The sequence below is a fragment of the Streptomyces sp. NPDC003691 genome (assembly GCF_053981115.1).
This window is the reverse complement of the sequence record NZ_JBSFNQ010000006.1, coordinates 33759-60039: the sequence shown is the minus strand read 5'-3', so window position 1 is coordinate 60039 and position 26281 is coordinate 33759. Positions and strand designations below refer to the sequence as shown.

At 73.0% G+C, this 26281-nt stretch carries 25 protein-coding genes; 13 read left to right on the top strand and 12 right to left on the bottom strand.

Translation table 11 applies throughout. The features are described from left to right. Positions 1-333 precede the first annotated feature (333 nt). Complete coding sequence (locus tag ACWDR0_RS05005; RefSeq protein WP_456350218.1) at positions 334-2088, top strand: acetyl/propionyl/methylcrotonyl-CoA carboxylase subunit alpha; 1755 nt, start codon at positions 334-336, stop codon at positions 2086-2088. A gap of 260 nt (positions 2089-2348) precedes the next feature. Here ACWDR0_RS05005 and ACWDR0_RS05000 read toward each other — a convergent pair whose 3' ends face one another. Together ACWDR0_RS05000 and ACWDR0_RS04995 are read right to left on the bottom strand one after the other, a co-directional pair. Continuing rightward, entirely contained in the window at positions 2349-3272 is a 924-nt protein-coding gene (locus tag ACWDR0_RS05000; RefSeq protein WP_456350295.1) for a DeoR/GlpR family DNA-binding transcription regulator, read from the bottom strand. A 270-nt stretch (positions 3273-3542) separates the two neighbouring features. Then, a complete protein-coding gene (locus tag ACWDR0_RS04995; RefSeq protein ID WP_456350217.1) occupies positions 3543-4982 on the bottom strand; it encodes an NAD(P)H-quinone dehydrogenase in 1440 nt (479 codons plus the stop codon). A gap of 364 nt (positions 4983-5346) precedes the next feature. Between ACWDR0_RS04995 and ACWDR0_RS04990 the strand changes: the two genes are divergently transcribed. The 4 genes from ACWDR0_RS04990 to ACWDR0_RS04975 all read left to right on the top strand — a co-directional run bounded on the left by ACWDR0_RS04990 (position 5347) and on the right by ACWDR0_RS04975 (position 10161). After that, on the top strand, positions 5347-5784 hold the full coding sequence (locus ACWDR0_RS04990; protein WP_146482009.1) for a gamma-glutamylcyclotransferase: 438 nt from the start codon (positions 5347-5349) through the stop codon (positions 5782-5784). A gap of 244 nt (positions 5785-6028) precedes the next feature. After that, on the top strand, positions 6029-6847 hold the full coding sequence (locus ACWDR0_RS04985) for a purine-nucleoside phosphorylase (RefSeq protein ID WP_456350294.1): 819 nt from the start codon (positions 6029-6031) through the stop codon (positions 6845-6847). Positions 6848-7031: 184 nt separating this feature from the next. Then, positions 7032-8705: a phospho-sugar mutase gene (locus ACWDR0_RS04980; RefSeq protein ID WP_456350216.1), complete on the top strand. Its 1674-nt coding sequence runs from the start codon at positions 7032-7034 to the stop codon at positions 8703-8705. A gap of 247 nt (positions 8706-8952) precedes the next feature. Continuing rightward, positions 8953-10161 carry a glycosyltransferase family 39 protein gene (locus ACWDR0_RS04975; RefSeq protein WP_456350215.1) on the top strand — a complete coding sequence of 403 codons (1209 nt, stop codon included), beginning with the start codon at positions 8953-8955 and terminating at the stop codon, positions 10159-10161. Between the two features lie 43 nt (positions 10162-10204). On the opposite strand, the gene ACWDR0_RS04970 is transcribed toward ACWDR0_RS04975, so the two are convergent. Continuing rightward, positions 10205-10753 carry a winged helix-turn-helix transcriptional regulator gene (locus ACWDR0_RS04970; protein WP_456350214.1) on the bottom strand — a complete coding sequence of 183 codons (549 nt, stop codon included), beginning with the start codon at positions 10751-10753 and terminating at the stop codon, positions 10205-10207. A gap of 93 nt (positions 10754-10846) precedes the next feature. On the opposite strand from ACWDR0_RS04970, the gene ACWDR0_RS04965 reads away from it, so the two are divergent. Further along, positions 10847-12088, top strand: coding sequence for an MFS transporter (locus ACWDR0_RS04965; RefSeq protein ID WP_456350213.1), 1242 nt, complete (start codon positions 10847-10849; stop codon positions 12086-12088). On the opposite strand, the gene ACWDR0_RS04960 is transcribed toward ACWDR0_RS04965, so the two are convergent. The 3 genes from ACWDR0_RS04960 to ACWDR0_RS04950 all read right to left on the bottom strand — a co-directional run bounded on the left by ACWDR0_RS04960 (position 12036) and on the right by ACWDR0_RS04950 (position 14041). Further along, entirely contained in the window at positions 12036-12479 is a 444-nt protein-coding gene (locus tag ACWDR0_RS04960) for a hypothetical protein (RefSeq protein ID WP_456350212.1), read from the bottom strand. The genes ACWDR0_RS04965 and ACWDR0_RS04960 overlap by 53 nt on opposite strands. A 219-nt stretch (positions 12480-12698) precedes the next feature. After that, positions 12699-13328 (bottom strand): PH domain-containing protein, encoded by a 630-nt coding sequence (locus ACWDR0_RS04955; RefSeq protein WP_456350211.1) that lies wholly within the window; start codon positions 13326-13328, stop codon positions 12699-12701. After that, positions 13325-14041, bottom strand: coding sequence for a uridine kinase family protein (locus ACWDR0_RS04950; protein WP_456350210.1), 717 nt, complete (start codon positions 14039-14041; stop codon positions 13325-13327). The genes ACWDR0_RS04955 and ACWDR0_RS04950 overlap by 4 nt, the downstream gene beginning before the upstream one ends. A 125-nt stretch (positions 14042-14166) precedes the next feature. On the opposite strand from ACWDR0_RS04950, the gene ACWDR0_RS04945 reads away from it, so the two are divergent. Next, on the top strand, positions 14167-14571 hold the full coding sequence (locus tag ACWDR0_RS04945; protein WP_456350209.1) for a hypothetical protein: 405 nt from the start codon (positions 14167-14169) through the stop codon (positions 14569-14571). Positions 14572-14684: 113 nt separating this feature from the next. Here the strand turns inward: ACWDR0_RS04945 and ACWDR0_RS04940 are convergent, their stop codons facing one another. The 4 genes from ACWDR0_RS04940 to ACWDR0_RS04925 form a co-directional block, all read right to left on the bottom strand. Next, a complete protein-coding gene (locus ACWDR0_RS04940; RefSeq protein WP_456350208.1) occupies positions 14685-15569 on the bottom strand; it encodes an aldehyde dehydrogenase family protein in 885 nt (294 codons plus the stop codon). Next, positions 15562-16998, bottom strand: coding sequence for an aldehyde dehydrogenase family protein (locus tag ACWDR0_RS04935; protein WP_456350207.1), 1437 nt, complete (start codon positions 16996-16998; stop codon positions 15562-15564). The genes ACWDR0_RS04940 and ACWDR0_RS04935 overlap by 8 nt, the downstream gene beginning before the upstream one ends. 5 nt (positions 16999-17003) lie before the next feature. Continuing rightward, positions 17004-17951 carry a deoxyribose-phosphate aldolase gene (deoC, locus tag ACWDR0_RS04930; RefSeq protein WP_456350293.1) on the bottom strand — a complete coding sequence of 316 codons (948 nt, stop codon included), beginning with the start codon at positions 17949-17951 and terminating at the stop codon, positions 17004-17006. A 499-nt stretch (positions 17952-18450) separates the two neighbouring features. Continuing rightward, positions 18451-19173: a SigE family RNA polymerase sigma factor gene (locus ACWDR0_RS04925; RefSeq protein ID WP_456350206.1), complete on the bottom strand. Its 723-nt coding sequence runs from the start codon at positions 19171-19173 to the stop codon at positions 18451-18453. A gap of 254 nt (positions 19174-19427) precedes the next feature. Between ACWDR0_RS04925 and afsQ1 the strand changes: the two genes are divergently transcribed. The 5 genes from afsQ1 to ACWDR0_RS04900 all read left to right on the top strand — a co-directional run bounded on the left by afsQ1 (position 19428) and on the right by ACWDR0_RS04900 (position 23429). Beyond that, positions 19428-20105: a two-component system response regulator AfsQ1 gene (gene afsQ1, locus ACWDR0_RS04920; RefSeq protein WP_006347054.1), complete on the top strand. Its 678-nt coding sequence runs from the start codon at positions 19428-19430 to the stop codon at positions 20103-20105. 25 nt (positions 20106-20130) lie between these two features. Further along, a complete protein-coding gene (locus ACWDR0_RS04915) occupies positions 20131-21696 on the top strand; it encodes an ATP-binding protein (RefSeq protein WP_456350205.1) in 1566 nt (521 codons plus the stop codon). After that, a complete protein-coding gene (locus ACWDR0_RS04910) occupies positions 21693-22373 on the top strand; it encodes a hypothetical protein (protein WP_456350204.1) in 681 nt (226 codons plus the stop codon). The genes ACWDR0_RS04915 and ACWDR0_RS04910 overlap by 4 nt, the downstream gene beginning before the upstream one ends. A gap of 175 nt (positions 22374-22548) precedes the next feature. Beyond that, a complete protein-coding gene (locus ACWDR0_RS04905; RefSeq protein WP_456350203.1) occupies positions 22549-23136 on the top strand; it encodes a VanZ family protein in 588 nt (195 codons plus the stop codon). 89 nt (positions 23137-23225) lie between these two features. Next, positions 23226-23429: a PspC domain-containing protein gene (locus ACWDR0_RS04900; RefSeq protein ID WP_456350202.1), complete on the top strand. Its 204-nt coding sequence runs from the start codon at positions 23226-23228 to the stop codon at positions 23427-23429. A 170-nt stretch (positions 23430-23599) separates the two neighbouring features. Here ACWDR0_RS04900 and ACWDR0_RS04895 read toward each other — a convergent pair whose 3' ends face one another. Then, positions 23600-23968 carry an ATP-binding protein gene (locus ACWDR0_RS04895; protein ID WP_456350201.1) on the bottom strand — a complete coding sequence of 123 codons (369 nt, stop codon included), beginning with the start codon at positions 23966-23968 and terminating at the stop codon, positions 23600-23602. Between the two features lie 169 nt (positions 23969-24137). Then, positions 24138-25292 (bottom strand): adenosine deaminase, encoded by a 1155-nt coding sequence (locus ACWDR0_RS04890; RefSeq protein WP_456350200.1) that lies wholly within the window; start codon positions 25290-25292, stop codon positions 24138-24140. Positions 25293-25532: 240 nt separating this feature from the next. Here ACWDR0_RS04890 and ACWDR0_RS04885 point away from each other — a divergent pair, with 240 nt between their 5' ends. Further along, positions 25533-26225: an alpha/beta hydrolase gene (locus tag ACWDR0_RS04885; protein WP_456350292.1), complete on the top strand. Its 693-nt coding sequence runs from the start codon at positions 25533-25535 to the stop codon at positions 26223-26225. Positions 26226-26281: the final 56 nt, after the last annotated feature.

The window sequence follows — 26281 nt, the reverse complement described above, 5'->3', positions numbered from 1 at the left end:
CCCTACCCGACCCCCCTGAACCCCGCCCCGGCACCCCTCAATCCGCGACACACTCGGCCCTACCTCGGAGAATGAAAAGAATCATTCCGCCATTCGTAGGGACTCCACAAAGAAACGGGTTGCCCGGCTGGCCCCACGGACAGAGACCTGTGCCACATACGGGGGCTACTGTCTGGAGAAAGCAACCCGTCGTACCGTGGTGCGACAAGGGATTTCGCGACTCGAACGAGCCTCGAATCACGCTCCGTGTGGGCAAGCTCACCCTAGGGGACGGGTCGAACGGCCGTGTCGGCAGTCCCTAAACTCGGCTTGTTTCAAGGAGGGAGCCACATCGTGCGCAAGGTGCTCATCGCCAACCGAGGCGAAATCGCTGTCCGCGTCGCCCGTGCCTGCCGGGACGCCGGAATCGCAAGCGTAGCCGTCTACGCCGACCCGGACCGGGACGCCCTGCACGTCCGCGCGGCAGACGAGGCGTTCGCCCTGGGCGGTGACACCCCGGCGGCCAGCTATCTGGACATGGGCAAGGTCCTCCAGGCCGCGAAGGACTCCGGCGCGGACGCCATCCACCCCGGGTACGGCTTCCTTTCGGAGAACGCCGAGTTCGCCCAGGCCGTCCTCGACGCCGGGCTGACCTGGATCGGCCCGCCGCCCTCGGCCATCCGCGATCTCGGCGACAAGGTCGCCGCCCGGCATATCGCCCAGCGCGCCGGCGCCCCGCTGGTGGCCGGTACGCCCGACCCGGTGTCCGGTGCCGACGAGGTCGTCGCCTTCGCCGAGGAGCACGGGCTGCCGATCGCCATCAAGGCGGCGTTCGGCGGCGGCGGCCGCGGTCTGAAGGTCGCCCGCACTCTCGAAGAGGTGCCGGAGCTGTACGACTCGGCCGTCCGCGAGGCGGTCGCCGCCTTCGGCCGCGGCGAGTGCTTCGTCGAGCGGTACCTGGACAAGCCGCGGCACGTGGAGACCCAGTGCCTGGCCGACCAGCACGGCAATGTCGTGGTCGTGTCGACCCGGGACTGCTCCCTCCAGCGCCGCCACCAGAAGCTGGTGGAGGAGGCCCCGGCGCCCTTCCTGACGGAGAAGCAGAACGCCGAGCTGTACCGCGCGTCCAAGGCCATCCTCAAGGAGGCGGGCTACGTCGGCGCGGGCACGGTCGAGTTCCTCGTCGGCACCGACGGCACGATCTCCTTCCTGGAGGTCAACACCCGTCTTCAGGTGGAGCACCCGGTCACCGAGGAGGTCACCGGCCTCGACCTGGTTCGCGAGATGTTCCGGATCGCCGACGGCGAGGAGCTGGGTTACGACGACCCGGCGATCCGCGGCCACTCCTTCGAGTTCCGGATCAACGGCGAGGACCCCGGCCGCAACTTCCTGCCCGCCCCCGGCACGGTCACCCTCTTCGACCCGCCGTCCGGCCCCGGCGTCCGGCTGGACGCGGGCGTGGAGTCCGGCAGCGTCATCGGCCCGGCCTGGGACTCCCTGCTGGCCAAGCTGGTCATCACCGGCGCCACCCGGGAGCAGGCGCTCCAGCGGGCGGCGCGGGCGCTCGCCGAGTTCCAGGTCGAGGGCATGGCGACCGCCATTCCGTTCCACCGCGCCGTCGTCACGGACCCGGCTTTCACCAGCGACCCCTTCCGGGTGCACACCCGTTGGATCGAGACCGAGTTCGTCAACGAGATCCCCGCGTTCTCGGCGACCGCCGACGCCGACACGGACGAGGAGCCGGACCGCGAGACGGTCGTCGTCGAGGTCGGCGGCAAGCGTCTCGAGGTCTCCCTCCCGGCCCATCTGGGCATGACCCTGGCCCGTACCGGCCTGGCGGCCGGGGCGAAGCCCAAGCGCCGCGCCGCCAAGCGGTCCTCGGCCGCGGCCTCCGGCGACACCCTTGCCTCGCCCATGCAGGGCACCATCGTGAAGGTGGCCGTCGAGGAGGGCCAGCAGGTCAACGAGGGCGATCTGATCGTGGTCCTGGAGGCCATGAAGATGGAACAGCCCCTGAACGCCCACCGCGCCGGCACCGTGAAGGGCCTGAGCGCGGAGGTCGGCGCGGCGATCTCGTCGGGCGCGACCATCTGCGAAATCAAGGACTGAGCCGGTCCGGGGCACGCCCCGGAACGCAGGCAGGGGCCCGCCGGGCCGGAAAACCCGGCGGGCCCTTGCCGTATCCGGGGCCGGGGCAATGCGACCGGGAGTCCGGGACAGGCGGCCTACGCGGAGCCGGACCTCGCCGTCGGCCGTTTCTACGGTGTCCTTCCCGGCTCACCGGGCTCACCGACAGAACCGGATGCCCGCGCCCTGGTGTGGTGCACGGCCCCGGAGTCGCGGTACCCGGCGCCCCGGGCCGGCCCGCCCTAGCGGCGGCGCAGGTCGGCGACGCGGGCGCTGCGTTCCATGCCTCCGCCGCCGCCCAGCCCGTCCCGTTCCACCGCGGCCGCGCCGAAGCGGGCGGGACCCGCGCCGCCGCGGGTGCGGCGCTGGCCCGGGAGGGGGACGTCGCGGCGGGGGCCGCGCTCCGTGTCGGGGGCGGTGCCGGAGCCGGCCACCGCGATCTGGACACCCTGGTCGGCCAGGGCCTGGAGTTCGGTCGCGGCGCGTTCGTCGTGCTCCGGGGGCGCGTCGGTCACCAGCCGGGTGATGACGTCCGTCGGCACGGTCTGGAACATGGTGTCCGCGCCGAGCTTGGTGTGGTCGGCGAGGACGACGACCTCCGAGGCCGCCTGGACCAGTGCCCGGTCGACGCTGGCGGAGAGCATATTGGAGGTGGAGAGGCCGCGTTCGGCGGTGAGCCCGCTGCCGGAGAGGAAGGCCCGGGACACCCGCAGCCCCTGGAGGGACTGTTCGGCGCCGCTGCCGACGAGGGCGTAGTTGGAGCCGCGCAGGGTGCCGCCGGTCATCACCACCTCGACCCGGTTGGCGTGGGCCAGGGCCTGGGCGACCAGCAGGGAGTTGGTGACCACGGTCAGCCCCGGCACCCGGGCGAGCCGCCGGGCCAGTTCCTGGGTGGTCGTCCCCGCACCGACGACGATCGCCTCGCCCTCGCCGATGAGGCTCGCGGCGAGGTCGGCGATGGCCGTCTTCTCGGCGGTGGCGGAGAGGGACTTCTGCGGAAAGCCGGATTCGCGGGTGAATCCGCCGGGGAGCACCGCGCCGCCGTGGCGGCGGTCCAGGAGCCCCTCGGCCTCCAGCGCGCGGACGTCCCGGCGGACGGTGACTTCGGAGGTCTGGACGACCCGGGCGAGTTCCCGGAGCGACACCGCTCCGTTGGCCCGCACCATTTCAAGGATCAATTGGCGACGTTCAGCAGCGAACACAAAACTGACAGTAACGTGCCGCGCCGACGATTTTCAGCTCTATGCACCGATTGCCAAGTATTGCGCTCACACCACGCCGACAAGTGGTATAGGGAGGCCCGTACTTGACCGGCCGTGGCCGCAAGCTGACCGGTCCGGAACGGACACCGGGGCGGAACCTGTCGGTCCGCCCCGGATCGCGCCGAATCGCGCTGCCACTGTGCCGCCGCCGTGCCGCCGCACGGCCGGAAAGGGTCAGCCCTCGCCCGTCACCTTGCGGGTGTGGAGCTGCCGCGCCACCTCCGCGATCGACCCCGACAGGGACGGATAGACGGTGAACGCGTTCGCGATCTGCTCGACGGTCAGATTGTTGTCCACCGCGATCGAGATCGGATGGATCAGTTCACTGGCGCGCGGGGCGACGACACAGCCGCCGACGACGATCCCGGTGCCCGGCCGGCAGAAGATCTTGACGAAGCCGTCCCGGATGCCCTGCATCTTGGCCCGGGCGTTGCGCAGCAGCGGCAGCTTGACCACCCGGGCGTCGATCAGACCGGCGTCGACGTCCGCCTGGGTGTAGCCGACGGTCGCGATCTCGGGGTCGGTGAAGACGTTCGACGAGACCGTCTTCAGGTTCAGCGGCTGCACCGCGTCACCGAGGAAGTGGTACATCGCGATCCGGCCCTGCATCGCGGCCACCGAGGCGAGGGCGAAGACGCCCGTCACATCGCCCGCCGCGTAGACGCCGGGGGCACTGGTGCGGGAGACCTTGTCGGTGAGGATATGGCCGGAGTCCTTCAGCCGTACGCCCGCCTCCTCCAGTCCCATGCCCGCGGTGTTGGGGATCGCGCCGACCGCCATCAGGCAGTGCGTACCGGAGATGACCCGGCCGTCGGCGAGGGTGACCTCGACCCGGTCGCCGACCCGCTTGGCGGATTCGGCGCGGGAGCGGGCCATGACGTTCATACCGCGGCGCCGGAAGACGTCCTCCAGTACGGCCGCGGCGTCCGGGTCCTCGCCCGGGAGCACCCGGTCGCGGGAGGAGACCAGGGTGACCCGGGAGCCCAGCGCCTGGTAGGCGCCGGCGAACTCGGCACCGGTGACACCGGAGCCGACCACGATCAGCTCTTCGGGGAGTTCGTCGAGGTCGTAGACCTGGGTCCAGTTGAGGATCCGCTCGCCGTCGGGCTGGGCATCGGGGATCTCGCGCGGGTGGCCGCCGGTGGCGACCAGTACGGCGTCGGCGGTGAGCCGCTCCTCGGTGCCGTCGGCCGCGGTGACGACGACCGTCCGGGAGCCGTCCGCGGCCTGCCGGCCCTCCAGCTTGCCCCGGCCCCGCAGCACCCGGGCGCCCGCCCGGGTGACGGACGCGGTGATGTCGTGGGACTGGGCGAGCGCGAGCCGCTTCACCCGCCGGTTGACCTTGCCGAGGTCGACGCCGGTGACCCGGGCCGACTGCTCCAGGGGCGGGGTGTCGTCGGCGATGATGATGCCGAGTTCCTCGTACGACGAGTCGAAGGTGGTCATCACCTCGGCGGTCGCGATAAGGGTCTTCGAAGGCACGCAGTCGGTGAGGACGGACGCGCCGCCGAGGCCGTCGCAGTCGACGACGGTCACCTCCGCGCCGAGTTGGGCGCCCGCCAGGGCCGCCTCGTATCCGCCGGGTCCGCCGCCGATGATCACGATCCGGGTCACTGGGGTTACGCCTCGCGCTCTCGTTGCTGCCGGGTACGGATGGGTGGGCCGGTGCCTGCCGGGCGGGCCCCGTGAAGCGTCCCGCCGGACTGGAGTACGTACCCCATTGTCCCGCACGCATCAACCTGCTCCGTGCCCGGGCCACGGATTGCCCCGTGAGCGGCGCGGACGCCCTCCGGAGCGGCCCGCGGCGGGGCCGGTCCGGCCGGTGGCGCCGGGGCGGGAAGCCCTGGGCGGGGCCCCGGGGCGGGCCCGGGGACCCGCTTCCCGCCACCGCGCGGGGCGGGCCCCGGGACCGCGCGGGGGCCCCGGCGCCCCCGCGCGGAAAAGCGGCCACCCGTGCCCCTCCCGTACCCTCGATCCCATGTCGCTCTACGCCGCGTACGCCGGCAACCTCGACGCGCGGCTGATGACCCGCCGCGCCCCGCACTCCCCGCTGCGCGGCACGGGCTGGCTGAACGGCTGGCGGCTCACGTTCGGCGGCGAGCAGATGGGCTGGGAGGGCGCGCTGTCCACGATCGTGGAGGCCCCGCGCTCCCAGGTCTTCGTCGCGCTGTACGACATCGCCCCGATGGACGAGGACTCGATGGACCGCTGGGAAGGTGTCGGCCTCGACATCTACCGGCGGATGCGGGTGCGGGTGCACACGCTGGACGGCGAGGAGCCGGCCTGGGTGTACGTCCTCAACGGCTACGAGGGCGGTCTGCCGTCGGCCCGCTATCTGGGGGAGATCGCGGACGCGGCGGAGTCGGCGGGCGCCCCGCACGACTATGTGATGGAGCTGCGCAAGCGCCCCTGCTGACCGCGGGCGGCCCGGCCGTGGCCGCCGGACACCGGGCGCGGTGCGGCCCTGATGCCGGGCGCGGCCCCCGGGAGCCGGTCGCCCGTGGCCCGTCCACCGGCCGCCCACCACCCGTTCGTCCGCGTTCGCCGCCCGGCCACCACCCGTTCGTCGGAAACGACAAGACAACGATCCGGGTGTCCGTAGCTCCATCATCTACGCGCGTAGGGAATCTGCGGCTACCCTCATTCGCGTGAACGCACATGTGAATCCGGACCTCAACGGCGGTGCCGCCGCCCCCCACGACCTGGCCGACGCCGCGGCCGCGCGCCTGCGCGAGCTGACCGGCGCCGAGTCCCACGACGTGGCCCTGGTGATGGGCTCGGGCTGGGCCCCGGCGGCCGAGGCGCTCGGCGCGCCCGAGGCCGAGTTCCCGGTCACCGAGCTGCCGGGCTTCCCGCCGCCCGCCGTGGAGGGCCACGGCGGCCGGGTCCGCTCGTACCGCATCGGCGACAAGCGCGCCCTGGTCTTCCTGGGCCGTACGCACTACTACGAGGGCCGGGGCGTCGCCGCCGTGGCCCACGGAGTGCGGACCGCGGTGGCCGCGGGCTGCAAGACGATCGTCCTGACCAACGGCTGCGGCGGACTGCGCGACGGAATGCGCCCCGGCCAGCCGGTCCTGATCAGCGACCACATCAACCTCACCGCGACCTCCCCGATCACCGGCGCGAACTTCGTCGACCTGACGGACCTCTACTCGCCGCGGCTGCGGTCGCTCTGCAAGGAGATCGACCCCTCCCTGGAGGAGGGTGTCTACGTACAGGTCACCGGCCCGCACTACGAGACCCCGGCCGAGATCCGGATGGTCCGGACGATCGGTGGCGACCTGGTCGGCATGTCGACGGTCCTGGAGGCGATCGCGGCCCGTGAGGCGGGCGCCGAGGTGCTGGGCATCTCCCTGGTCACCAATCTGGCCGCGGGTATGTCGGGCGAGCCCCTCAACCACGAGGAGGTCCTCCAGGCCGGCCGTGACTCGGCGGCCCGGATGGGCGAGCTGCTGACCCGGGTGCTGTCCCGGATCTGAGCCCGGGCGCCGCGGCCCGTACGACTGCCGGCCCGGACCCCGCGGCGCGTACGGCGCCACCGGCGCGAGACCGGTGTCGGCAACGACACCGGCACCGGCCACGCGGGACCGGCACCACCGGAGCGCAGCAAGGCGACCCACCGCGAACCACCTCGAACCAACGCCACGAGAGGCTGATCCGACCGTGCAGCAGGATCTCGACGGGAACCTCAGGGACCTGATCGGGCGGGCCGAGAGCTGGCTCGCCGAGGACCCCGACCCCGACACCCGCGAGGAGCTGGCGAAGCTCCTCGACGGCGTCCGGGAGGGCGGCGACCCGGCCGCCCTCGCCGCGCGCTTCTCCGGCACCCTCCAGTTCGGCACCGCCGGGCTCCGGGGCGAGCTGGGCGCCGGGCCGATGCGGATGAACCGGGCGGTCGTGATCCGCGCGGCCGCCGGGCTCGCCGCCTATCTCCGGGGCCTGGGGCAGGGCGACGGGCTGGTGGTCGTCGGCTACGACGCCCGCTACAAGTCCGCGGACTTCGCCCGGGACACGGCGGCCGTGATGGTGGGGGCGGGCCTGCGGGCCGCCGTACTGCCGCGCCCGCTGCCGACGCCCGTCCTGGCCTTCGCCATACGGGAGCTGGGCGCGGTCGCCGGGGTGGAGGTCACCGCCTCCCACAACCCGCCGCGCGACAACGGCTACAAGGTGTACCTCGGGGACGGCTCGCAGATCGTGCCGCCCGCCGACACCGGGATCGCCGCGGAGATCGACGCGATCGCGAGCCTGCACGACGTACCGCTCGCGGAGTCGGGCTGGGAGACCCTCGGCGACGAGGTGCTGGACGCCTATCTAGCCCGTACGGACGCCGTCCTCTCCCCCGGCTCGCCGCGCACCGCCCGCACCGTCTACACGGCGATGCACGGTGTGGGGCGCCCGGTGCTGGAGGCGGCGTTCGCCCGGGCCGGCTTCCCCGCGCCGGTGCCCGTCGCCGAGCAGGCCGACCCGGACCCGGCGTTCCCGACGGTCGCCTTCCCCAATCCGGAGGAGCCGGGCGCGATGGACCTCGCCTTCGCGGCCGCCCGCCGGGAGCGGCCCGACCTGGTCGTCGCCAACGACCCGGACGCCGACCGCTGCGCCGTCGCCGTCCCGTACGGAGACGACTGGCGGATGCTCCGCGGCGACGAGGTCGGCGCGCTGCTCGCGGCCCATCTGGTCCGCTCCGGCGCGCGCGGCACCTTCGCCGAGTCGATCGTCTCGTCGTCGCTGCTGGGCCGGATCGCCGAGGCGGCGGGGCTGCCGTACGAGGAGACCCTGACGGGCTTCAAGTGGATCGCCCGGGTGGACGGTCTGCGGTACGGCTACGAGGAGGCCCTCGGCTACTGCGTCGACCCGGAGGGCGTCCGCGACAAGGACGGCATCACGGCGGCGCTGCTGATCACCGAGCTGGCGTCCGTGCTGAAGGAGGAGGGCCGCACCCTCACCGACCTGCTGGACGATCTGGCGGTCGAGCACGGACTGCACGCCACGGACCAGCTCTCGGTCCGGGTCGAGGACCTCGGGGTGATCGCGGACGCGATGGCCCGGCTCCGCACGTCGCCCCCGGCGGCGCTCGCGGGCCTCGCCGTCGTCCGGGCGGAGGACCTGGCGGAGGGCAGCGAGGCCCTGCCGCCGACGGACGGCCTCCGCTACCACCTCGACGGCGCGTACCGGGCGCGGGTGATCGTCCGCCCGAGCGGTACCGAGCCCAAGCTGAAGTGCTATCTGGAGGTCGTGGTCCCGGTCGCGGACCATGCGGCCCTGGACCCGGCGCGGGAGCGGGCGGCCGAGGTGCTGGCGGCGCTGAAGCGGGACTTCGCGGCGGCCGCGGGCATCTGACCGCTTCCCGGGCCGGTCCGCGGGAGACTTCCCGGCCCGGCCACCACCACCTCGGTCGCGGTCCCGGCCCCGGCCCGGCCACCGCCCCGCAGGGGAACATATTTCGTACACGAATCACCCGTGCTGCCCCGCACGGGTGATTCCTGTTATGCCGTCGCGGCGGACCGCCACCGGGCCGCCGCGGTCCGGGCAATGGTGGGCCGGTAGCGCCCGAGGGGGCGCGCCGAGCCGTCAGGAGCAGTTGCCGTTGTCCCCCGCAGCGACCGCGCGCGCTTATGTCCCCGCCTCCCGCCCCCCGCCCGGGCCCGGCCGCGGCGGCTCCCCGGCCGCCCGCGACCGCCCACTGCTGCGTTCGCTGCGGGCGGCGGCCCCGGCGCTCGCCGGATATCTGCTGGTACGGCTGGTGGGGCTGGCGTTCCTGACCCGGCTGGCACATGCCAAGGGGCACGGCGTCTGGCCGACGCTGGCAACGTCCTGGGACTCCAACTGGTACCTGGGCATCGCGGCGCACGGCTACGCCGGTGAACTCGGCACCGAGGTCAACGCCAACAATCTGGCCTTCTTCCCCCTCTACCCGCTGCTGATCAGGGCGGCCTCGGCGGTCCTGCCGGGCTCCCGGGCCTCGGCGGGGCTCCTGCTGGCCGTGGTCTGCTCCTTCGTGGCCGCCTGGGGTGTGTACGCGGTCGGGGCGCGGCTGCACGGCCACCGGACGGGCACCCTGCTGGCCGTCCTGTGGGGGCTGCTGCCGGTCGCGGCGGTGCAGTGGCTGGGCTATACCGAGTCCCTGTTCACGGCCCTCTGCGCCTGGTCGCTGTATACGGCCCTGACCGGCCGCTGGCTCGCCGCGGGCCTCCTCGCCGCCCTCGCCGGTCTCACCCGCCCCACCGGCATCGCCCTGGCGGCGGCGGTCGCCCTGACGGCCCTGCTGGCGGCCCGCCGGGCCCGGGGCCGGGCCCGTGCCCTCGCCGTCTGCGGTGCCGTCCTGGCGCCCGCCGGGTGGCTGGGCTACGTCGCCTGGGTCGGCGCCCGGGTCGGCCGCCCCGACGGCTACTTCGCCGTCCAGCGGCTCTGGAAGAACGAGTGGGACGGCGGCCGGGCGACCCTGCTGGAGCTGCGCCAGCAGCTGATCTACGAGCCCCGCCCGCAGCTCTTCGTGCTGGCGGTCTCCGCCTGTCTGGTCCTGGCGGTGGTGATGTACACCCTGTCCCTGGCCGACCGCCAGCCGCTGGTCCTGCTGGTCTTCACGGGCGCCATGCTGGTGGTGGTGCTGGGCAGCGCGGGCGTCTACTTCCCCCGCGCCCGCTTCCTCCTCCCGGCCTTCCCCCTGCTGCTCCCCCTGGCCCTCTCCCTGTCCCGGGCGACCCGCACCCGGCTGGTGGTGGTGCTGGCCTCCGCGACCCTGCTGTCGGCCTGGCTGGGCGGCTACATGCTGCTGGTCTGGCCGGGCCCGCCGTAGGCCGTCTCTTTCGGATCCTGCCGCGCGCTGCCCGCCACCACCGCTACGGAACCTTCCGCACCTCGGTGGTACCGGCGTCGAGGGGCGTGCCGTCGGCACCGGCCGGCACCAGCTCCGGCACAGGTGTGCCGTGCCGGTCGACCAGGGTGGAGTGGTCCTCTCCGGAAGCGAAGGCATGACGCTCCCCCCACTGCCGGAGGGTGAGGACCACCGGGAAGAGGTCGCGGCCGGCGGCGGTGAGCACATACTCCCGGCGGCGCCCCGAGGGGGCGGTGCGCTGGGCGAGCAGCCCGTGGGCGGTGAGCTTGCGGAGGCGGTCGCTGAGGATATTGCGGGCGATTCCGGTACGCCGCTGGAATTCGGTGAACGACCGTGCCCCGTCCATCGCGTCGCGGACGACGAGCAGGCTCCACCGGTCGCCGACGAGGTCGAGGGTGCGGGCGACGGGACACTCCGGATCGGTCCAGTCGGGGACCGTCCGGTCCGGGTCCGTCCCGCCGGGGCCGGTCGGGTCGGGGCCGGTCGGGTCGGGGGCGGTCCGGTCGGAGCCGGTCGGGTCGGGGTCCGAGGCGCGGGCGCCGGCAGTCGGCATGACACTCCCGTCGAGACATTGAGTTGCAGATTGAAACCATCATGCCGCACACTCGAATGAGTTGCATTTCGCTACTTATTTTCGGGGGGCACGATGGACGGATGGCGGCGGCTGCTCGCGGTGGTGTGCGGAGTCGCGGTGGCGGGCGTCTATGCCGCGCAACCGGTTCTGGAACCGATGGGGCGCGATCTCGGCGTACCGGCGGAGTTCACCGGGTGGATCGTCGCGACCGGCCAGTTCGGCTATCTGGCCGGGCTGGTCCTGCTGGTGCCGCTCGGCGATGTGACCGACCGGCGCCGGCTGATCGCCGTGCATCTCGCGGTGACCGCGGCGGGCCTGGCCCTGACGGCCGCGGCGCCCGGCGCCCGGACGGCGTTCGCGGGCCTCGCGACGGCGGGGCTGTTCGCGGTCGTCGTCCAGACCACGGTGGCCTACGCCGCCTCGGTCTCGCCCCCCGCCGAACGCGGGCGGACCATCGGCGTCGTGACCTCGGGCGTGGTGGCCGGCATCCTGGGCGCCCGGTTCGCGACCGGCGTCCTCGCCGAGGTGTGGGGCTGGCGGAGCGTCTACGCCGTACTGGCGGCGCTGTCACTCGGGCTCGTGGCCCCGGTCCTCGCCGTACTGCCGCCGGAGGAACGTTCCGGCCGGCCCGCGGGGTACCGCCGGGCCGTCGCCTCGCTGGGCGGGCTGTTCGGGGAGCGCGTCTTCCTGAGCCGCGGACTGATCGCGTTCTTCCTGTTCGCGTCGTTCGGAACGCTGTGGAGCGGGCTGTCCCTGCCGCTGACGGACGCGCCGTGGCGGCTGAGCGAGAGCGGAGTCGGGCTCTTCGGCCTGGCCGGGCTCGTCGGCGCACTCGGCGCGGTGCGCGCGGGACGGTGGGCGGACGCGGGACGGGCGGTACCGGTCACCGGCCTCGCACTCGCCCTGCTGGTCCTCTCCTGGGCGGCAGTCGCCCAACTCCCGTGGTCCCTGTGGCTCCTCGTCGCCGGGATCGTCGTCCTCGACTTCGCGGTCCAGGCCGTGCATGTGAGCAACCAGCATCTGCTCACGGCCGCGCATCCGGACCGCCTCGGCAGCGCCATCGGCGGCTACATGGTCTTCTACGCACTCGGCTCCGCCCTCGGCGCGGCCGCGACCACCGCCGTCTTCACTGCCCACGGCTGGCCGGGCTCCAGCCTTCTCGGGGCCGGATTCGCGGCCTGCGCACTGGCCGTCTGGGCGGCCGACCGAAGCCGGAGCCCAGGCCGGGCACCCCGGCGGCCCGCCCGGCCGGGTGGTCCCCTCAGCCGAAGACGAACGCCAGGGCCCCGGCCGCCGTGGTCACCGGAATGGTGATGCAGAGGACCCGGGTCGTGACGGTGTCGTCGGTCCGGATCGGTGCATCGGGGTTGCGCTCGTGCTCGACGGAGGCTCTGAACAAGCGTCCGCGGACGGTCAGCAGAGAACCACCGAACGTGCAGAGAAGAACACTGCACATGAACAGCGTGGTGGACGGGGTGCCTCCGGTGTCCGTGTGGGCCGCCATCGCCAGCAGCCCGAAGAACGGAACGGGCAGCACGGCGAGTATCCACCGTCCCCGCCTCTTCTTCCGTTCCAGCGACTCCCGCACATCCCGGGGGAACCGCATCCCCTCGTACCCGGTCACCAGCCAGATGCACACGGTGCTCACCAGCACCGAACCTGCGCCGATGGCCCACCACCCGGATTCGGGCACGGTAAACAGCACGATCTCTCAACTCCCCCGGTGAGCCGCCCGCGCGCCCGACGGCCCGGCGCTGGGCGGAGACTGATTCCGGCCACAACGACGCCTGCTGTCTGCACCCGGTTCCTGATCACCCGGGTGATCGGGGCCGCTGCCGGAAGCGGGTGAAAGCATCGGGCTCATCAGTGCCTCCGCCGCAGACTGCGGCCGGTTCACCGAGCACCTGCGCTACGAGAGCCCCGGCTACCGCACCGCGAGGAGGACCGCCAGCATCACCGCGCCCGCCGCCAGCGGGAGGAGCAGTTCGTAGGCCCAGGTCACCGAGGTCTCGCCCTGGGCGGTGGGGGCGGCGCCGCGGCTGGTGATGAAATCGCGGAGTTCGGCGACGGTACGGTCCGCCTGGGCCAGGCGGACCGGGGCGTTCCGGTCGACCGGGCGGCCGGCCCGCTCATCGCGGTCGCGCTTCTCCTGCTGGCGGGTGGCGCGCTTGCGCTGGCGCAGCGAGACCGGGACCGCCCACATCGGGTACTTCGTGCCGTCCTTGGTGACGATCTCCGTGGAGTACGAGGAGCGGACCCCCTCGACCTGCCCCCAGGGCGCGGTGACCGTCCGGAACGGGTTGCGGATCCGGATCCGGTCCTCGCCGACGAAGACCGCGGGGCGGATCGTGAAGGCGGCGACCAGCGGCGCCACGATCAGGACGACCGCGATCGCGAAGAGCGGTGTCAGTCCGGAGCCCCGGACCACGGCGTCGATACCGAGCCAGGCCGTCAGCGCCAGCAGCAGCACCCCTCCGGCCATACCCGCGGGCGACCGGAAGACCCGGTCGGCGTAGGTGGGCTCGGCGGGCGTGGGCGTCTTGGGCTTGCTCATACGTCCGATTCTGCCGTACGGGGTGCCAGGACGGCGCCCGCGGGCGGCGGGACCGGCACCGCGGCCGTCCCGGCGGGGTCCGCCGCCCGGCGCCGGCGGCCCGCGGCGGCCGCGGCGACCCGGCCGAGGGCCTCGTCCCGGCCGCACGGATGGGCGCCGAGCCCGGCCTGACGGGTGACGATGCCGCGTTCGGCGCGCATCAGCCGCCAGCCTCTGCGCAGCAGGAACGGCACCGACTTCCGGCCCTCGCGGAGATCGCGGACCAGCCGGCGGCGGAAGGTGGTGGAGGGGCGCCCACGCAGACAGATCGCGTCGGCCAGTACGCCCAGCCGCTCGCAGCGGGCGACGATATCGGCCGCGAAGATGCCCTCCGCGACGAAGAGCGGCGTACGGTCCACGGAGAAGGCGTCCCGGCCGGTCCGGGCGCTGATCGAGATGTCGTAGACGGGGACGGTCGTCCGCCCGGTCCGGCACAGTTCTTCGATCGCCGCGACCGCCGCGTCCGCGTCCCACGACCGGGGCGAGTCCCAGTCGATGTCGTCGCTCTCCGGGACCAGCGGCAGGGTGGGGTCGCCGGCCTCCTTGTAGAAGTCGTCGAGCCGGAGCACGGGCAGCCCGGTACGGGCGGCCAGGGACGACTTGCCGGAGCCGGACGGGCCCGTGAGCAGCAGGACTCGGATGGTCGGCGCGGGTTGGGCGGGGATCGCAGTCACGGAACACCAGTGTGAGGCATTGCCCCGGGAAGGGGACCCACGGGGCGGGCGGTGGATCCGGAATCACACCTTCAAATACGCTGTGCACCCGAACCGTCACCCAAGGCGATCGCAGGCAGGAATCCATGACATCCAAGACCCCCCACTCCACCACCTCCCGGCGCATCGCCGTCGGCGCCGGGCTGACCGTCGCCGCGGTGGCCGCCGCCCTCGGTACGGGCGGCGCGGCCCAGGCCGCCCCGGCGACCGTCCCCTCCGCCGGGGAAACCCTGGGCAGCGCGCTCTCCGGCCCCGGCTCCGGGGTGACGGACGCGCTCACCAACTCCGTACTGGGCATCGCGTATCTCAAGGAGCACCAGCTGAACCCGCTGGCGAAGACGGGGGTGGACCCGCTGGCGAACGGCATCGGCACCCAGATCGCCGACTTCAAGCCGATCGGTACGGACCTGGTGACCGGGCCGCTCGCCGACGGCGCCGCGCTCCAGGACCTCCCGGTGATCGGCAAGCTGGTCAAGGGCCTGCCGCTGTAAGCCGGGAGCACCCGGAGCGCCGGGGAAAAGACCGGGGCAACGCGATGGGGCAGCACGGCGAGGGCCCGGCGCCGTCGTGACCGACGGCGCCGGGGCCCTCCCGTATCCCGGTCTCAGTACGCGGAGCCCGAGGCGCCCAGCGAACCCGTCGGGTGCCAGACGGTCTTGGTCTCCAGGAAGGCCGTGAGCCTGCCGGTGCCCGGGTCGGCCGTGAAGTCGGCCGGGGCGGGCCGCAGCACCCGCTTCATATTGTCCGCGGCCGCGATCTCCAGCTCCTTCGCGAGCGCGGTGTCCGCGCCGGTCAGGTCGATCGCGTTGACGTCCTGGTGCGCGGCGAGCGGCGCCGCCAGCTCCGCCGTACGGCCGGACAGGATGTTGACCGTGCCACCCGGCACATCGGACGTGGCCAGCACCTCGCCCAGGGAGAGCGCGGGCAGCGGGGCCTTCTCACTGGCCACCACGACCGCCGTGTTGCCGGTGGCGATCACCGGGGCGAGGACGGACACCAGCCCGAGGAACGACGACTCCTGCGGCGCGACGACGGCGACCACCCCGGTCGGCTCGGGCGTGGAGAGGTTGAAGTAGGGGCCCGCGACCGGGTTCGCCCCGCCGACGACCTGGGCGATCTTGTCGGTCCACCCGGCGTACCAGACCCAGCGGTCGACCGCGGCGTCCACCACGGCCGCCGCCTTGGACTTGGAGAGCCCCTCGGCCTCGGCGACCTCGCGGACGAACTGGTCCCGGCGGCCCTCCAGCATCTCCGCGACCCGGTAGAGGACCTGGCCGCGGTTGTAGGCGGTGGCCCCGGACCAGCCGCCGAACGCCTTGCGCGCGGCGACGACCGCGTCCCGGGCGTCCTTGCGGGAGGAGAGCGGCGCGTTGGCCAGCCAGTTGCCCTTTGCGTCGGTCACCTCGTACACCCGGCCGCTCTCGGAGCGGGGGAACTTGCCCCCGACGTACAGCTTGTAGGTCTTGAAAACGCTCAGACGGTCAGACATCGAGGTAAGCCTCCAGGCCGTGGCGGCCGCCCTCGCGGCCGAAGCCCGACTCCTTGTATCCGCCGAAGGGCGAGGTCGGGTCGAACTTGTTGAACGTGTTGGCCCAGACGACTCCGGCCCGGAGCTTGTTCGCGACCGCCAGGATCCGCGAGCCCTTCTCCGTCCAGATGCCCGCCGAGAGGCCGTACTGGCTGTTGTTGGCCTTGGCGACGGCCTCGTCGGGGGTACGGAACGTCAGCACCGACAGCACCGGGCCGAAGATCTCGTCCCGGGCGACCGTATGCGCCTGGGTGACACCGGTGAACAGGGTCGGGGCGAACCAGTAGCCGGAGGACGGCAGCTCGCAGGGCGCGGTCCAGCGCTCCGCGCCCTCCGCCTCGCCGGTCCGGGCCAGGGCGGTGATCCGGGCCAGCTGCTCGGCGGAGTTGATCGCACCGATATCGGTGTTCTTGTCCAGCGGGTCGCCCAGCCGCAGGGTGCCCAGCCGCCGCTTCAGGGAGTCCAGCAGCTCCTCCTGGACCGACTCCTGGACCAGCAGCCGGGATCCGGCGCAGCAGACCTGGCCCTGGTTGAAGAAGATGCCGTTGACGATGCCCTCGACGGCCTGGTCGATCGGGGCGTCGTCGAAGACGATATTGGCGCCCTTGCCGCCCAGCTCCAGCGTGAGCTTCTTGTCCGTCCCGGCGAGCTGCCGGGCGATCGCCTTGCCGACGGCGGTCGAACCGGTGAAGGCGACCTTGGCGATGTCCGGGTGGTTCACCAGCGCGGCGCCGGTCCGGCCGTCACCGGTGACGATGTTGACGACACCCTTCGGCAGCCCCGCCTGACGGCAGATGTCGGCGAAGAACAGCGCGGAGAGCGGGGTGGTCTCGGCGGGCTTGAGGACGACCGTATTGCCGGTCGCCAGCGCCGGGGCGATCTTCCACGCCAGCATCAGCAGCGGGAAGTTCCACGGGATGACCTGGCCCGCGACGCCCAGCGGCTTCGGCTCCGGGCCGAAACCGGCGTGGCCGAGCTTGTCCGCCCAGCCCGCGTAGTAGAAGAAGTGCGCGGCGACCAGCGGCAGATCGGCGTCCCGGGTCTCCCGGATCGGCTTGCCGTTGTCGAGGGTCTCCAGGACCGCCAGCTCACGGCTGCGCTCCTGGATGATCCGGGCGATCCGGAAGAGGTACTTCGCCCGCTCGGCGCCGGGCAGCGCGGACCACTTCTCGAAGGCCTTGCGGGCGGCGCGGACCGCGCGGTCGACGTCCTCCTCGTTGGCCTGGACGTACTCGGCGAGCACCTCCTCGGTCGCCGGGGAGAGGGTCTTGTTGCGGTCCTCGCCGGAGCCCTCGGTGAACTCGCCGTCGATGAACAGGCCGTACGAGGGGGCGATATCGACGATCGCCCGGGACTCGGGAGCCGGCGCGTAGCTGAAGGGGTTGGTCATCGGGCTCAGTCCACCGTTACGTAGTCGGGGCCGGAGTAGCGGCCGGTCGCCAGCTTCTGGCGCTGCATCAGCAGGTCGTTGAGCAGGCTGGAGGCGCCGAAGCGGAACCAGTGGGAGTCCAGCCAGTCCGGTCCCGCGGTCTCGTTGACCAGGACCAGGAACTTGACCGCGTCCTTGGTGTTCCGGATACCGCCGGCCGGCTTCACGCCGATCTGGATCCCGGTCTGCGCCCGGAAGTCGCGGACCGCCTCCAGCATGAGAAGGGTGTTCGCCGGGGTGGCGTTGACCGCGACCTTGCCGGTCGAGGTCTTGATGAAGTCCGCGCCCGCGAGCATCCCCAGCCAGGAGGCCCGGCGGATGTTGTCGTACGTGGACAGCTCACCGGTCTCGAAGATCACCTTCAGCCTGGCGGCCCCCGCGGCCTCCTTGACCGCGGTGATCTCCTCGAACACCTTCAGATACCGGCCCGCGAGAAACGCGCCCCGGTCGATGACCATGTCGATCTCGTCGGCCCCGGCGGCGACGGCGTCCCGGGTGTCCGCGAGCTTCACGCCGAGGGCGGCACGGCCCGCGGGGAAGGCGGTGGCGACGGAGGCGACCTTGACGTCGGCACCGTTCAGCGCGGCCTTGGCGGTGGCCACCATGTCCGGGTAGACGCAGACGGCGGCGGTCGTGGGGGTGCCGCGGTCCGTCGGGTCCGGGTGGACGGCCTTGGCGGCCAGCGCCCGGACCTTGCCCGGGGTGTCCGCGCCTTCCAGCGTGGTCAGGTCGATCATCGAGATGGCCAGGTCGATGGCGTACGCCTTGGCCGTCGTTTTGATCGACCTGGTCCCGAGGGCGGCGGCGCGCGCTTCGAGTCCGACGGGGTCGACTCCGGGCAGCCCGTGGAGGAACCGGCGGAGCGCCTGGTCGGACGCGGTGACGTCGGCGAGGGCGGGATGGATACGGGGCATGGTCACCACGAGAGCATATCTACGCGCGTAGCGACCTGTACAGGGGTGGGGCGGTCCGGCCGGTCCTCCCCGGGGCGGGCCGCGGCCGGAACCCGGGGCAGCCGGGCGCCGGGGCCGTGCCGCCCGCCGGTACGGCGGTACGGCGGTACGGCGGTACGGCGGTACGGCGGTACGGCGGTACGGCAAGCATGGACGCATCGGCCCACCGGCGTCCGGCCCGCGGGCATCCGCCGCATCCGCCGCATCGGCCCAGAGGCGTCCGGCGCATCGGCGCATCGGCGCATCGGCGCATCGGCGCATCGGCGCGGAAAACGCGAACGGGACCGGACAAGACCCCCCGGCCTGTCCGATCCCGTCGCTCAGGGCTCCTGGTGACGCCCCGCTCTCCCCCGTGGTACCCCCGTACCCCGTTGTCTCCGCAGAGCCCCCCGGCTCCGCGGCCCCCCAGCACCGCCGTGTCCCCCGACCCGGCGGCCCCCCACTCGTTCCCCCGTCGCCTTCAGGCCACCAGCTCGCCGAAGGACTCCTCCTCGTCACGGCCGAAGCTCAGCGCCTGGTCCTCGCGCAGCCGCCGCAGCGACCGCCAGATGCTGGACTTCACCGTGCCGACGCTGATGTCCAGGATGTCCGCGATCTCCGGGTCGGTACGGCCCTCGTAGTAACGGAGGACCAGCATCGTGCGCTGGAGTTCGGGGAGCCTGGCCAGCGCCTGCCAGAGCACGGCCCGCAGCTCGGTGCCCCGCATCGCGTCGGTGTCGCTCGCCGTCTCCGGCAGCTCCTCCGTGGGGTACTCGTTGAGCTTGCGCCGGCGCCAGGCGCTGATGTGGAGATTGGTCATGGTGCGGCGGAGGTAGCCGCCGACCGCGGCCTTGTCGCTGATCCGGTCCCAGGCCCGGTAGGTGGAGAACAGCGCGCTCTGGAGCAGGTCCTCCGCCTCGAAGCGGTCACCGGTGAGGTGGTAGGCGGTGGCGTAGAGGGAGGAGCGGCGCTCCTGTACGTACGCCGTGAACTCGGCCTCCGAGAGGGCCCCCGGCCGGGCGGGGGTCCCGTTGGCGGTCGCGGTCTCGCCGACCACCGTCATGTACGACGGCTTGTGCTGCCGTCCGGCGCCGCGAACGCACCCCCGTCCGTTCACGGCGCCGGGCTTCTCACCGCTCCTGACCGCGACGTCGTGCAGGCGCGTCGTGACTGCGCTGGCGGTGCTTCCGTGCAGTGCCGTCATCTCGCGCCCCCCGTCGGTGTGGAGTCAGTGTTCCGTTCGTTCATCGGGCTTCCGTCCGATGGGCACAAGCTTGCCGAGGCGACTTCATCAGGCTGTCCGTCGACTGTCACAGGGCTGTCACAGGGCCAGGGGGGTCGCCGACGGCGTGCCGGACGGCGCGCGGAAGCCCGGACGGGAGCGGGGGCGCGGGCCGGGAAGCAGGGGCGTACGGTGCCGGTCGAACTCCGGGACCGCCATACGCCAGAATGACTCCCGTGCCTTTCCTGTTGCTGATCGAGGACGACGACGCCATCCGCACGGCCCTCGAACTCTCCCTGACGCGCCAGGGCCACCGTGTGGCCACCGCGGCGACGGGCGAGGACGGCCTGAAACTGCTCCGTGAGCAGCGGCCCGATCTGATCGTGCTGGATGTGATGCTGCCCGGGATCGACGGCTTCGAGGTGTGCCGTCGTATCCGCCGCACCGACCAACTGCCGATCATCCTGCTGACCGCGCGCAGCGATGACATCGACGTGGTGGTCGGGCTGGAGTCGGGAGCCGACGACTATGTGGTGAAACCGGTCCAGGGCCGGGTGCTGGACGCCCGGATCCGGGCGGTGCTGCGCCGCGGCGAGCGGGAGTCGACGGACTCCGCGACCTTCGGTTCGCTGGTGATCGACCGCTCCGCGATGACGGTCACCAAGAACGGCCAGGACCTCCAGCTCACCCCGACCGAACTGCGGCTGCTGCTGGAGCTGAGCCGCCGGCCGGGGCAGGCGCTCTCCCGCCAGCAGTTGCTGCGGCTGGTGTGGGAGCACGACTATCTGGGCGACTCCCGGCTGGTCGACGCCTGTGTGCAGCGGCTGCGGGCCAAGGTGGAGGACGTGCCGTCCTCGCCGACGCTGATCCGTACGGTCCGGGGTGTGGGCTACCGGCTGGACGCCCCGCAGTGACCGTGGCGAGCGGGGGTACCGCGCGGTGACCGGTGCCGCGAAGCGTGCGATAGTCGCCGGCCTGCGCTGGACCAGTCTGCGGTTCCGGCTGGTCGTCGTGTTCGCCCTGGTCGCCCTGACCGCGGCGGTCTCGGCGTCCGGTATCGCGTACTGGCTCAACCGCGAGGCCGTACTGAGCCGTACCCAGAACTCCACGATCGACGATTTCCGGGCCCAGTTGCAGAGCCGGGCGGCCTCGCTGCCGCTCCATGCCGACCAGGCCGACCTGCGGCGCACCGCCGAGCAGATGAGCCAGGGCAAGGCCGGTTACAGCGTGCTGCTGGTCGCCGGGGGCGACCGGGACCCGGCGCTGGTGGGCGCCTCCGACCCGGGTGTCTTCGGCTACGAGGACGTCCCCGGGAAGCTGCGGGAGCAGGTCAACAAGCGCCAGACGACGGGCGGCGACGGCGCGCAGTACCACCTGTACTGGCAGCGGATCGTCCATGAGGGCAAGCCGTATCTGGTCGGCGGCAGCCGGATCGCCAACGGCGGCCCGACGGGCTACATGCTCAAGTCCCTGGAATCGGAGAGCAAGGACCTCAACACCCTGGCCTGGTCGCTGGGGATCGCGACGGCCCTGGCGCTGGTGGGTTCCGCGCTGCTGGCGCAGGCCGCGGCGACGACGGTGCTCAAGCCGGTGCGGCGGCTCGGCGAGGCGGCCCGCCGTCTCGGCGAGGGCCAGCTGGACACCCGGCTGGAGGTATCGGGCTCGGACGAGCTGGCCGAGCTGGCGCGGACCTTCAACAAGACCGCGGAGTCGCTGGAGAAGAAGGTCGCGGACATGAGCGCGCGGGAGGAGTCGAGCCGGCGGTTCGTCGCGGATATGTCGCACGAGCTGCGGACCCCGCTGACCGCGCTGACCGCGGTCGCCGAGGTGCTGGAGGACGAGATCGAGAGCCTCGACCCGATGATCGCGCCCGCGGTGAACCTGGTCGTCAGCGAGACCAAGCGGCTCGGCGGCCTGGTGGAGAACCTGATGGAGGTCAGCCGGTTCGACGCCGGCCGGGTCAAGGTCGTCCTGGACGAGGTCGATGTCGCCGACCAGGTCACGGCGTGCATCGACGCGCGGGCCTGGCTGGACGCGGTCGAACTCGACGCGGAGCGCGGGATCATGGCCCGGCTCGACCCGCGGCGGCTGGACGTGGTCCTGGCGAATCTGATCGGCAACGCGCTCAAGCACGGCGGTTCGCCGGTCCGGGTGTCGGTGCGGACCGTGGACCCGGAGACCGGCGCGGAGGTCGCCGACGGTACGGGCGCGCAGCTGGTGATCCGGATCCGCGACCACGGCCCCGGTATCCCCGAGGACGTCCTGCCGCATGTCTTCGACCGGTTCTACAAGGCCAGCGCGTCCCGGCCGCGGTCGGAGGGGAGCGGGCTCGGGCTGTCGATCGCGGTCGAGAACGCGCATATCCACGGCGGCACGATCACGGCGGCGAACTCGCCCGACGGCGACGGCGCGGTGTTCGTGCTGACCCTGCCGAGGGACGCCTCGGCGGCGACGGAAGCCGCGCCGGGGAGCGCGGGCGGGACCGGAGAGGACGGCGGACGGTGACGCGTACGGGTATCCGGCGGGGCGCGGCCGTGGTCCTCGGCGCCATGGTGTCCGCGCTGCTGCTCGGCGGCTGCGGGATCCGGCCCACGCAGGTGCCGGTGGACGGGGGCCCGGCGCCTTCCCGGATGCCGTGCGCGGTGACCGGCGAGGACGCCCCGCAGACCCGTCCCCAGTCGGTGCCGGTGCGGATATACCTGGTCTGCGCCTCCCAGCTGGTCGCGGTCGACCGGACGGCGGAGCTGCCCGTGGCGAAGAGCGCGGACAGCGGTCTGCGGGTGGCCCGGGCGCTGGTGGCGGAGTTGCAGAAGGAGCCGTCGCCGGTGGAGCGGGAGGCGGGGTTCCAGACCTTCGTCCGGTCCCCGCTGACGGTGTCGGCACCGCGCGAGGGCGACCCGGAGGGCACCTACCGGCTGAGCCGCCAGCCGGAGGACCTGCCGCCGGAGGCGCTGTCGCAGCTCGTCTGCACCCTGGTGGAGAGCCGGGCCGCGGCCGAGGGCGGCGGGGTGGTCCTGGGCGGCCCGGGCGGCGACCGGCCGCGGATCTACGACTGCACGGCGACCACGAAGTCCCATCCGAAGACCCCGGCACCGGCCCGGACGGTGACCTCCGGTGAGCGGGAGACCTCCCGGGCGACCTTCCCGGACGGGACCGCGTCGCCCGGGGACTCCTCCCACTGAGCCGTGACTCCTCCCGCCGCGGGGGTACCGGTACGGACCGCTCCGGCCGGGGCCGGGGCGGAGGGGCGCCGGTGGGCGTTGTGACGCGGCGGGCGGCGTGCCGGGGCCCGGACGGGGGAACTCCCCTATCACGGAGCACGGAGCCTGCGGAACCGATCGGGGCGGGGGGCGCGTCATGAAGGACGTGGAGCGTCAAGGTAGCGCCGGAGTACGGGTTCGTGTCGCGGGAGGGATCCTGCTCGTCGCGCATCTGCTGCTCGTCGGCTGGCTCGCCCTGCGGCCCCTCGACGTGCCGTTCGTCGCCGCCGCGAATCTGGAGGTCTTCGCCGGGATCAGGGCGGACCTCGAACTGGGTGCCGCCGAGGCGGCCCGCCGGATCGGCGGCGGGGTGCTGCTGCTGGCGCCGCTGGGGGTCCTGCTGCCGATGGCGGGCGGCAGTATCACCGTCTCCACGCTCGGTTCGCTGATCCGTACGGTCGCCGCCGGGGCGCTGATCTCCCTGGGTATCGAGCTGCTCCAGACCGGCGTCGCGGGCCGGGTGATGGATGTGGACTCGCTGGTGCTGAACACCGCGGGCGTGGCGCTGGCGCATCTGCTGGTGGTGCCGGCCTGCCGGGCCGGGCTGCGGCGCCGGGTGGCGGCCCGGGCCGCCGCGGCGGCTGCCGCTGCCGCTGCGCGGACGGTCGTAGCGCCTGCCGTACCTGCGGAGGAGGCCCCCCAGGGGGCGACCCCGAAGATTCCCAGGGTCGGGATCGCCCCGTAGAGCGACGCTTTGTCCCCTCCGGACGGGCCAGCATGGGTGACAGGAACGGGGAGCCCCCCGTATCCGTCCGGCCCATGAAGGAGCCCTCCATGTCCGCACTGGTCCGCCCGCGAGAAGGCCGCATGATCGGCGGGGTGTGCGCGGGGCTGGCCCGGCGCTTCGGCACTTCGGCCACGACCATGCGTGTGATCTTCGTGGCCTCGTGTCTGCTGCCCGGCCCCCAGATCCTGGTCTATCTGGCGCTCTGGCTCTTCCTCCCGGCCCAGAAGGGCTACTCGGCGACCTCCTGGTGACGGGCGCGGCCCTCGGGCCGCCGTCCGCACGCGCCGAAGGGGCGCACCTCCGCAGCGGCGGGGGTGCGCCCCTTCGTGCCGCGCCGTACGAGGGGGAAGAGACGGCGGCGGGGCAGCGGTACGGCGGAACCGGCCGGGGCTTCCCGGCCGGGCCCGCGGGACCGGTCGGATCAGGCGAGGCCGCCGGGCAGGCCGCCGCCCGGGAGGGCGCTGCCGAGCGGCAGACCGCCGAGCAGGCTGCCGAGCGGGTCGCCGCCGACGAGCTCCCCGGCGAGGACGCGCTGGCCCGCGCCCTGAAGGGTGCCGGGCAGGGTGCTCGCGCTCTCGGTGAGGGCGCCCTGCGCGCCGCTGAGGGACTCGGGCGCGCCCGTCGGCAGCTGGGTCAGGGCCTCCTGGACCGGCAGGGCGCCCGTGATGCTGTCGAGGGAGGTCGCCGAGTCGGACAGGGCGGGCTGCGCGGAGGCGGTGCCCGCGGCGGCCGCGGCGAAGGCGACGCCGAGCGCGGCGGCACCGAGGGTCTTGACGGCGGACTGCTTCATTGGGGTGTCCTCGCGATGGGGATACGGGGGTGTGCGGTCGGTCCGGCGGTCCGGCCCGGCCGTCCCGCACGCCGAGCAGAACGAGCGGCTCCGTACGCTGGTTATGCCGCGCGGCGAGTGGCGGGCACCCTGTCGACGGCCGGGGCCGGTCCGGTCCCGGCCGCCGCCGTCAGCCGTCCTCGGCGGCGGATTCGCTGGTCGTGGCGGTCTGCCGGAACAGCCATTCGGATTTCAGCTCGGCGTAGCCGGGCTTGATGACGTCGTTGATCATCGCCAGCCGTTCATCGAAAGGGATGAACGCGGACTTCATCGCGTTGACGGTGAACCACTGCAGATCGTCGAGCGTGTATCCGAAGGTTTCGGTCAGCAGCTCGAATTCACGGCTCATACTGGTGCCCGACATGAGCCGATTGTCCGTATTAATAGTTGCCCGGAAATGCAGCCGCCGGAGCAGTCCGATCGGGTGCTCGGCATAGGAGGCCGCGGCGCCGGTCTGGAGGTTGGAGGTCGGGCAGAGCTCCAGCGGGATCCGCTTGTCCCGGACGTACGCGGCCAGCCGGCCCAGCTGTACCGAACCGTCGTTCTCGACCTTGATGTCGTCGATGATCCGGACGCCGTGGCCGAGCCGGTCGGCGCCGCACCACTGGAGGGCCTGCCAGATCGACGGCAGCCCGAAGCCCTCTCCGGCGTGGATGGTGAAGTGGTTGTTCTCCCGCTTGAGGTACTCGAAGGCGTCGAGGTGGCGGGTGGGGGGATAGCCGGCCTCGGCGCCCGCGATATCGAAGCCGACGACCCCGTTGTCGCGGTAGCGGTTGGCGAGTTCGGCGATCTCCAGGGCGCGGGCGGCGTGCCGCATCGCGGTGAGCAGGGCACCGACCCGGATCCGCCGCCCGGCGGCCCTGGCCGTCCGCTCGCCCTCGCGGAAGCCCTCGTTGACGGCCTCCACGACCTCTTCGAGGCTGAGCCCGGCCTCCAGGTGCTGCTCGGGGGCGTAGCGCACCTCCGCGTAGACGACGCCGTCCTCGGCGAGGTCCTCGGCGCATTCGGCGGCCACCCGGACCAGGGCGTCCCTGGTCTGCATGACGGCGCAGGTGTGCGCGAAGGTCTCCAGATACCGTTCCAGGGAACCGGAGTCCGCCGCCTCCCGGAACCAGGTGCCGAGCTTGTCGGGCTCGGTCTCGGGCAGTTGGGTGTAGCCGGTCTCCCGGGCGATGTCGATGATCGTGCCGGGACGCAGCCCGCCGTCGAGGTGGTCGTGGAGGAGCACCTTCGGAGCGCGGCGGATCTGGTCCGCGGTGGGCGTGATGGGGGTCTGGCTCGTCATCCAGGCACTGTACGGCCTGGCGGCCTACGCGCGTAGAGACCGACGGGCCGATATGTAACAGTGATCGCGCGGACGGGTGGCGTACACCCCGGCTTCTGAGACTGTTCTGCCGTGACACACCACGCACAGCCCCTTCGGAGGGGGCTCACGGGCGGCAACGCCGAGGCCGCGGCGCGGCGGACGGCCCGGCTCGGCCGGGCGTACGGGGGGCGGCGGGCCGTCCCCCCGACGGTCGGCGGGGTGGTGCTGGTCCTGCCCGACGGCGCTCCGGAGTCCGAGCGCGGCCGTTCGGCGTGGGCCCATGTGTCGGCGCTGCCGCTGGGACGGGCGCTGGCCGGAGCGGGGCGCGCCGAGGGGCTGCTGGTGCTGCCGGTGCGCTACGGCTGCCGGGGCTGGAACGGTGAGCGGGCGGGGCTCGCGGTGGATGCGGCCTGGGCGGCCGACGAGGTCGTACGGCGGTACGGGGATGTGCCGGTGTGTCTGGTGGGACAGGGGCTCGGCGGGCGCGCGGCGCTGCGGGCGGCCGGGCACTCCGCGGTCTCGTCGGTGCTGGCGATGGCGCCGTGGCTGCCGGGCGCCCCGTCCGGTGCCGGCGGGCCCGGGGAGCCCGAGCCGGTCCGGCAGCTCGTGGGGCGGCGGGTGATGATCGTGCACGGGACGAACGACGAGCGGTCGTGCCCGGACCTGTCGTACCGGCTGGCCGAGCGGGCCAAGAAGGTGAACCGGGACATATGCCGGTTCGAGGTGCACACGGACGGCCATGCGCTGCGGCAGCACCATGCGGAAGTGCTCGCCCTGGCGGTGGACTTCGTGGTCGGCTCCCTGCTGCCGCAGCCGTACTCCCGCCCGGTCGCCGACGCGCTGGCGGCCCCGCCGCCGCTGGGCCTGCGCATGCCGCTGGCGGCGGGCTTCGGCAAGTCCCTCCGGCCGTAGGGCGCGCCCGCCCCGCGGCACCCCGCCGGGCGGCACGCGCGCCGTCCGCAACCCGC

What these genes read in the sequence shown, in the direction of transcription:
- ACWDR0_RS04905 (WP_456350203.1), top strand. Translation starts at nt 22,549, where the DNA reads ATGAAGGACGTGGAGCGTCAAGGTAGCGCCGGAGTACGGGTTCGTGTC.
- ACWDR0_RS04990 (WP_146482009.1), top strand. Translation starts at nt 5,347, where the DNA reads ATGTCGCTCTACGCCGCGTACGCCGGCAACCTCGACGCGCGGCTGATG.
- ACWDR0_RS04895 (WP_456350201.1), bottom strand. Translation starts at nt 23,968, where the DNA reads ATGAAGCAGTCCGCCGTCAAGACCCTCGGTGCCGCCGCGCTCGGCGTC.
- ACWDR0_RS04900 (WP_456350202.1), top strand. Translation starts at nt 23,226, where the DNA reads ATGTCCGCACTGGTCCGCCCGCGAGAAGGCCGCATGATCGGCGGGGTG.
- ACWDR0_RS04935 (WP_456350207.1), bottom strand. Translation starts at nt 16,998, where the DNA reads ATGACCAACCCCTTCAGCTACGCGCCGGCTCCCGAGTCCCGGGCGATC.
- ACWDR0_RS04970 (WP_456350214.1), bottom strand. Translation starts at nt 10,753, where the DNA reads ATGCCGACTGCCGGCGCCCGCGCCTCGGACCCCGACCCGACCGGCTCC.
- ACWDR0_RS05000 (WP_456350295.1), bottom strand. Translation starts at nt 3,272, where the DNA reads ATGGTGCGGGCCAACGGAGCGGTGTCGCTCCGGGAACTCGCCCGGGTC.
- ACWDR0_RS04890 (WP_456350200.1), bottom strand. Translation starts at nt 25,292, where the DNA reads ATGACGAGCCAGACCCCCATCACGCCCACCGCGGACCAGATCCGCCGC.
- ACWDR0_RS04940 (WP_456350208.1), bottom strand. Translation starts at nt 15,569, where the DNA reads ATGTCTGACCGTCTGAGCGTTTTCAAGACCTACAAGCTGTACGTCGGG.
- ACWDR0_RS04955 (WP_456350211.1), bottom strand. Translation starts at nt 13,328, where the DNA reads ATGAGCAAGCCCAAGACGCCCACGCCCGCCGAGCCCACCTACGCCGAC.
- ACWDR0_RS04945 (WP_456350209.1), top strand. Translation starts at nt 14,167, where the DNA reads ATGACATCCAAGACCCCCCACTCCACCACCTCCCGGCGCATCGCCGTC.
- ACWDR0_RS04925 (WP_456350206.1), bottom strand. Translation starts at nt 19,173, where the DNA reads ATGACGGCACTGCACGGAAGCACCGCCAGCGCAGTCACGACGCGCCTG.
- deoC (WP_456350293.1), bottom strand. Translation starts at nt 17,951, where the DNA reads ATGCCCCGTATCCATCCCGCCCTCGCCGACGTCACCGCGTCCGACCAG.
- ACWDR0_RS04965 (WP_456350213.1), top strand. Translation starts at nt 10,847, where the DNA reads ATGGACGGATGGCGGCGGCTGCTCGCGGTGGTGTGCGGAGTCGCGGTG.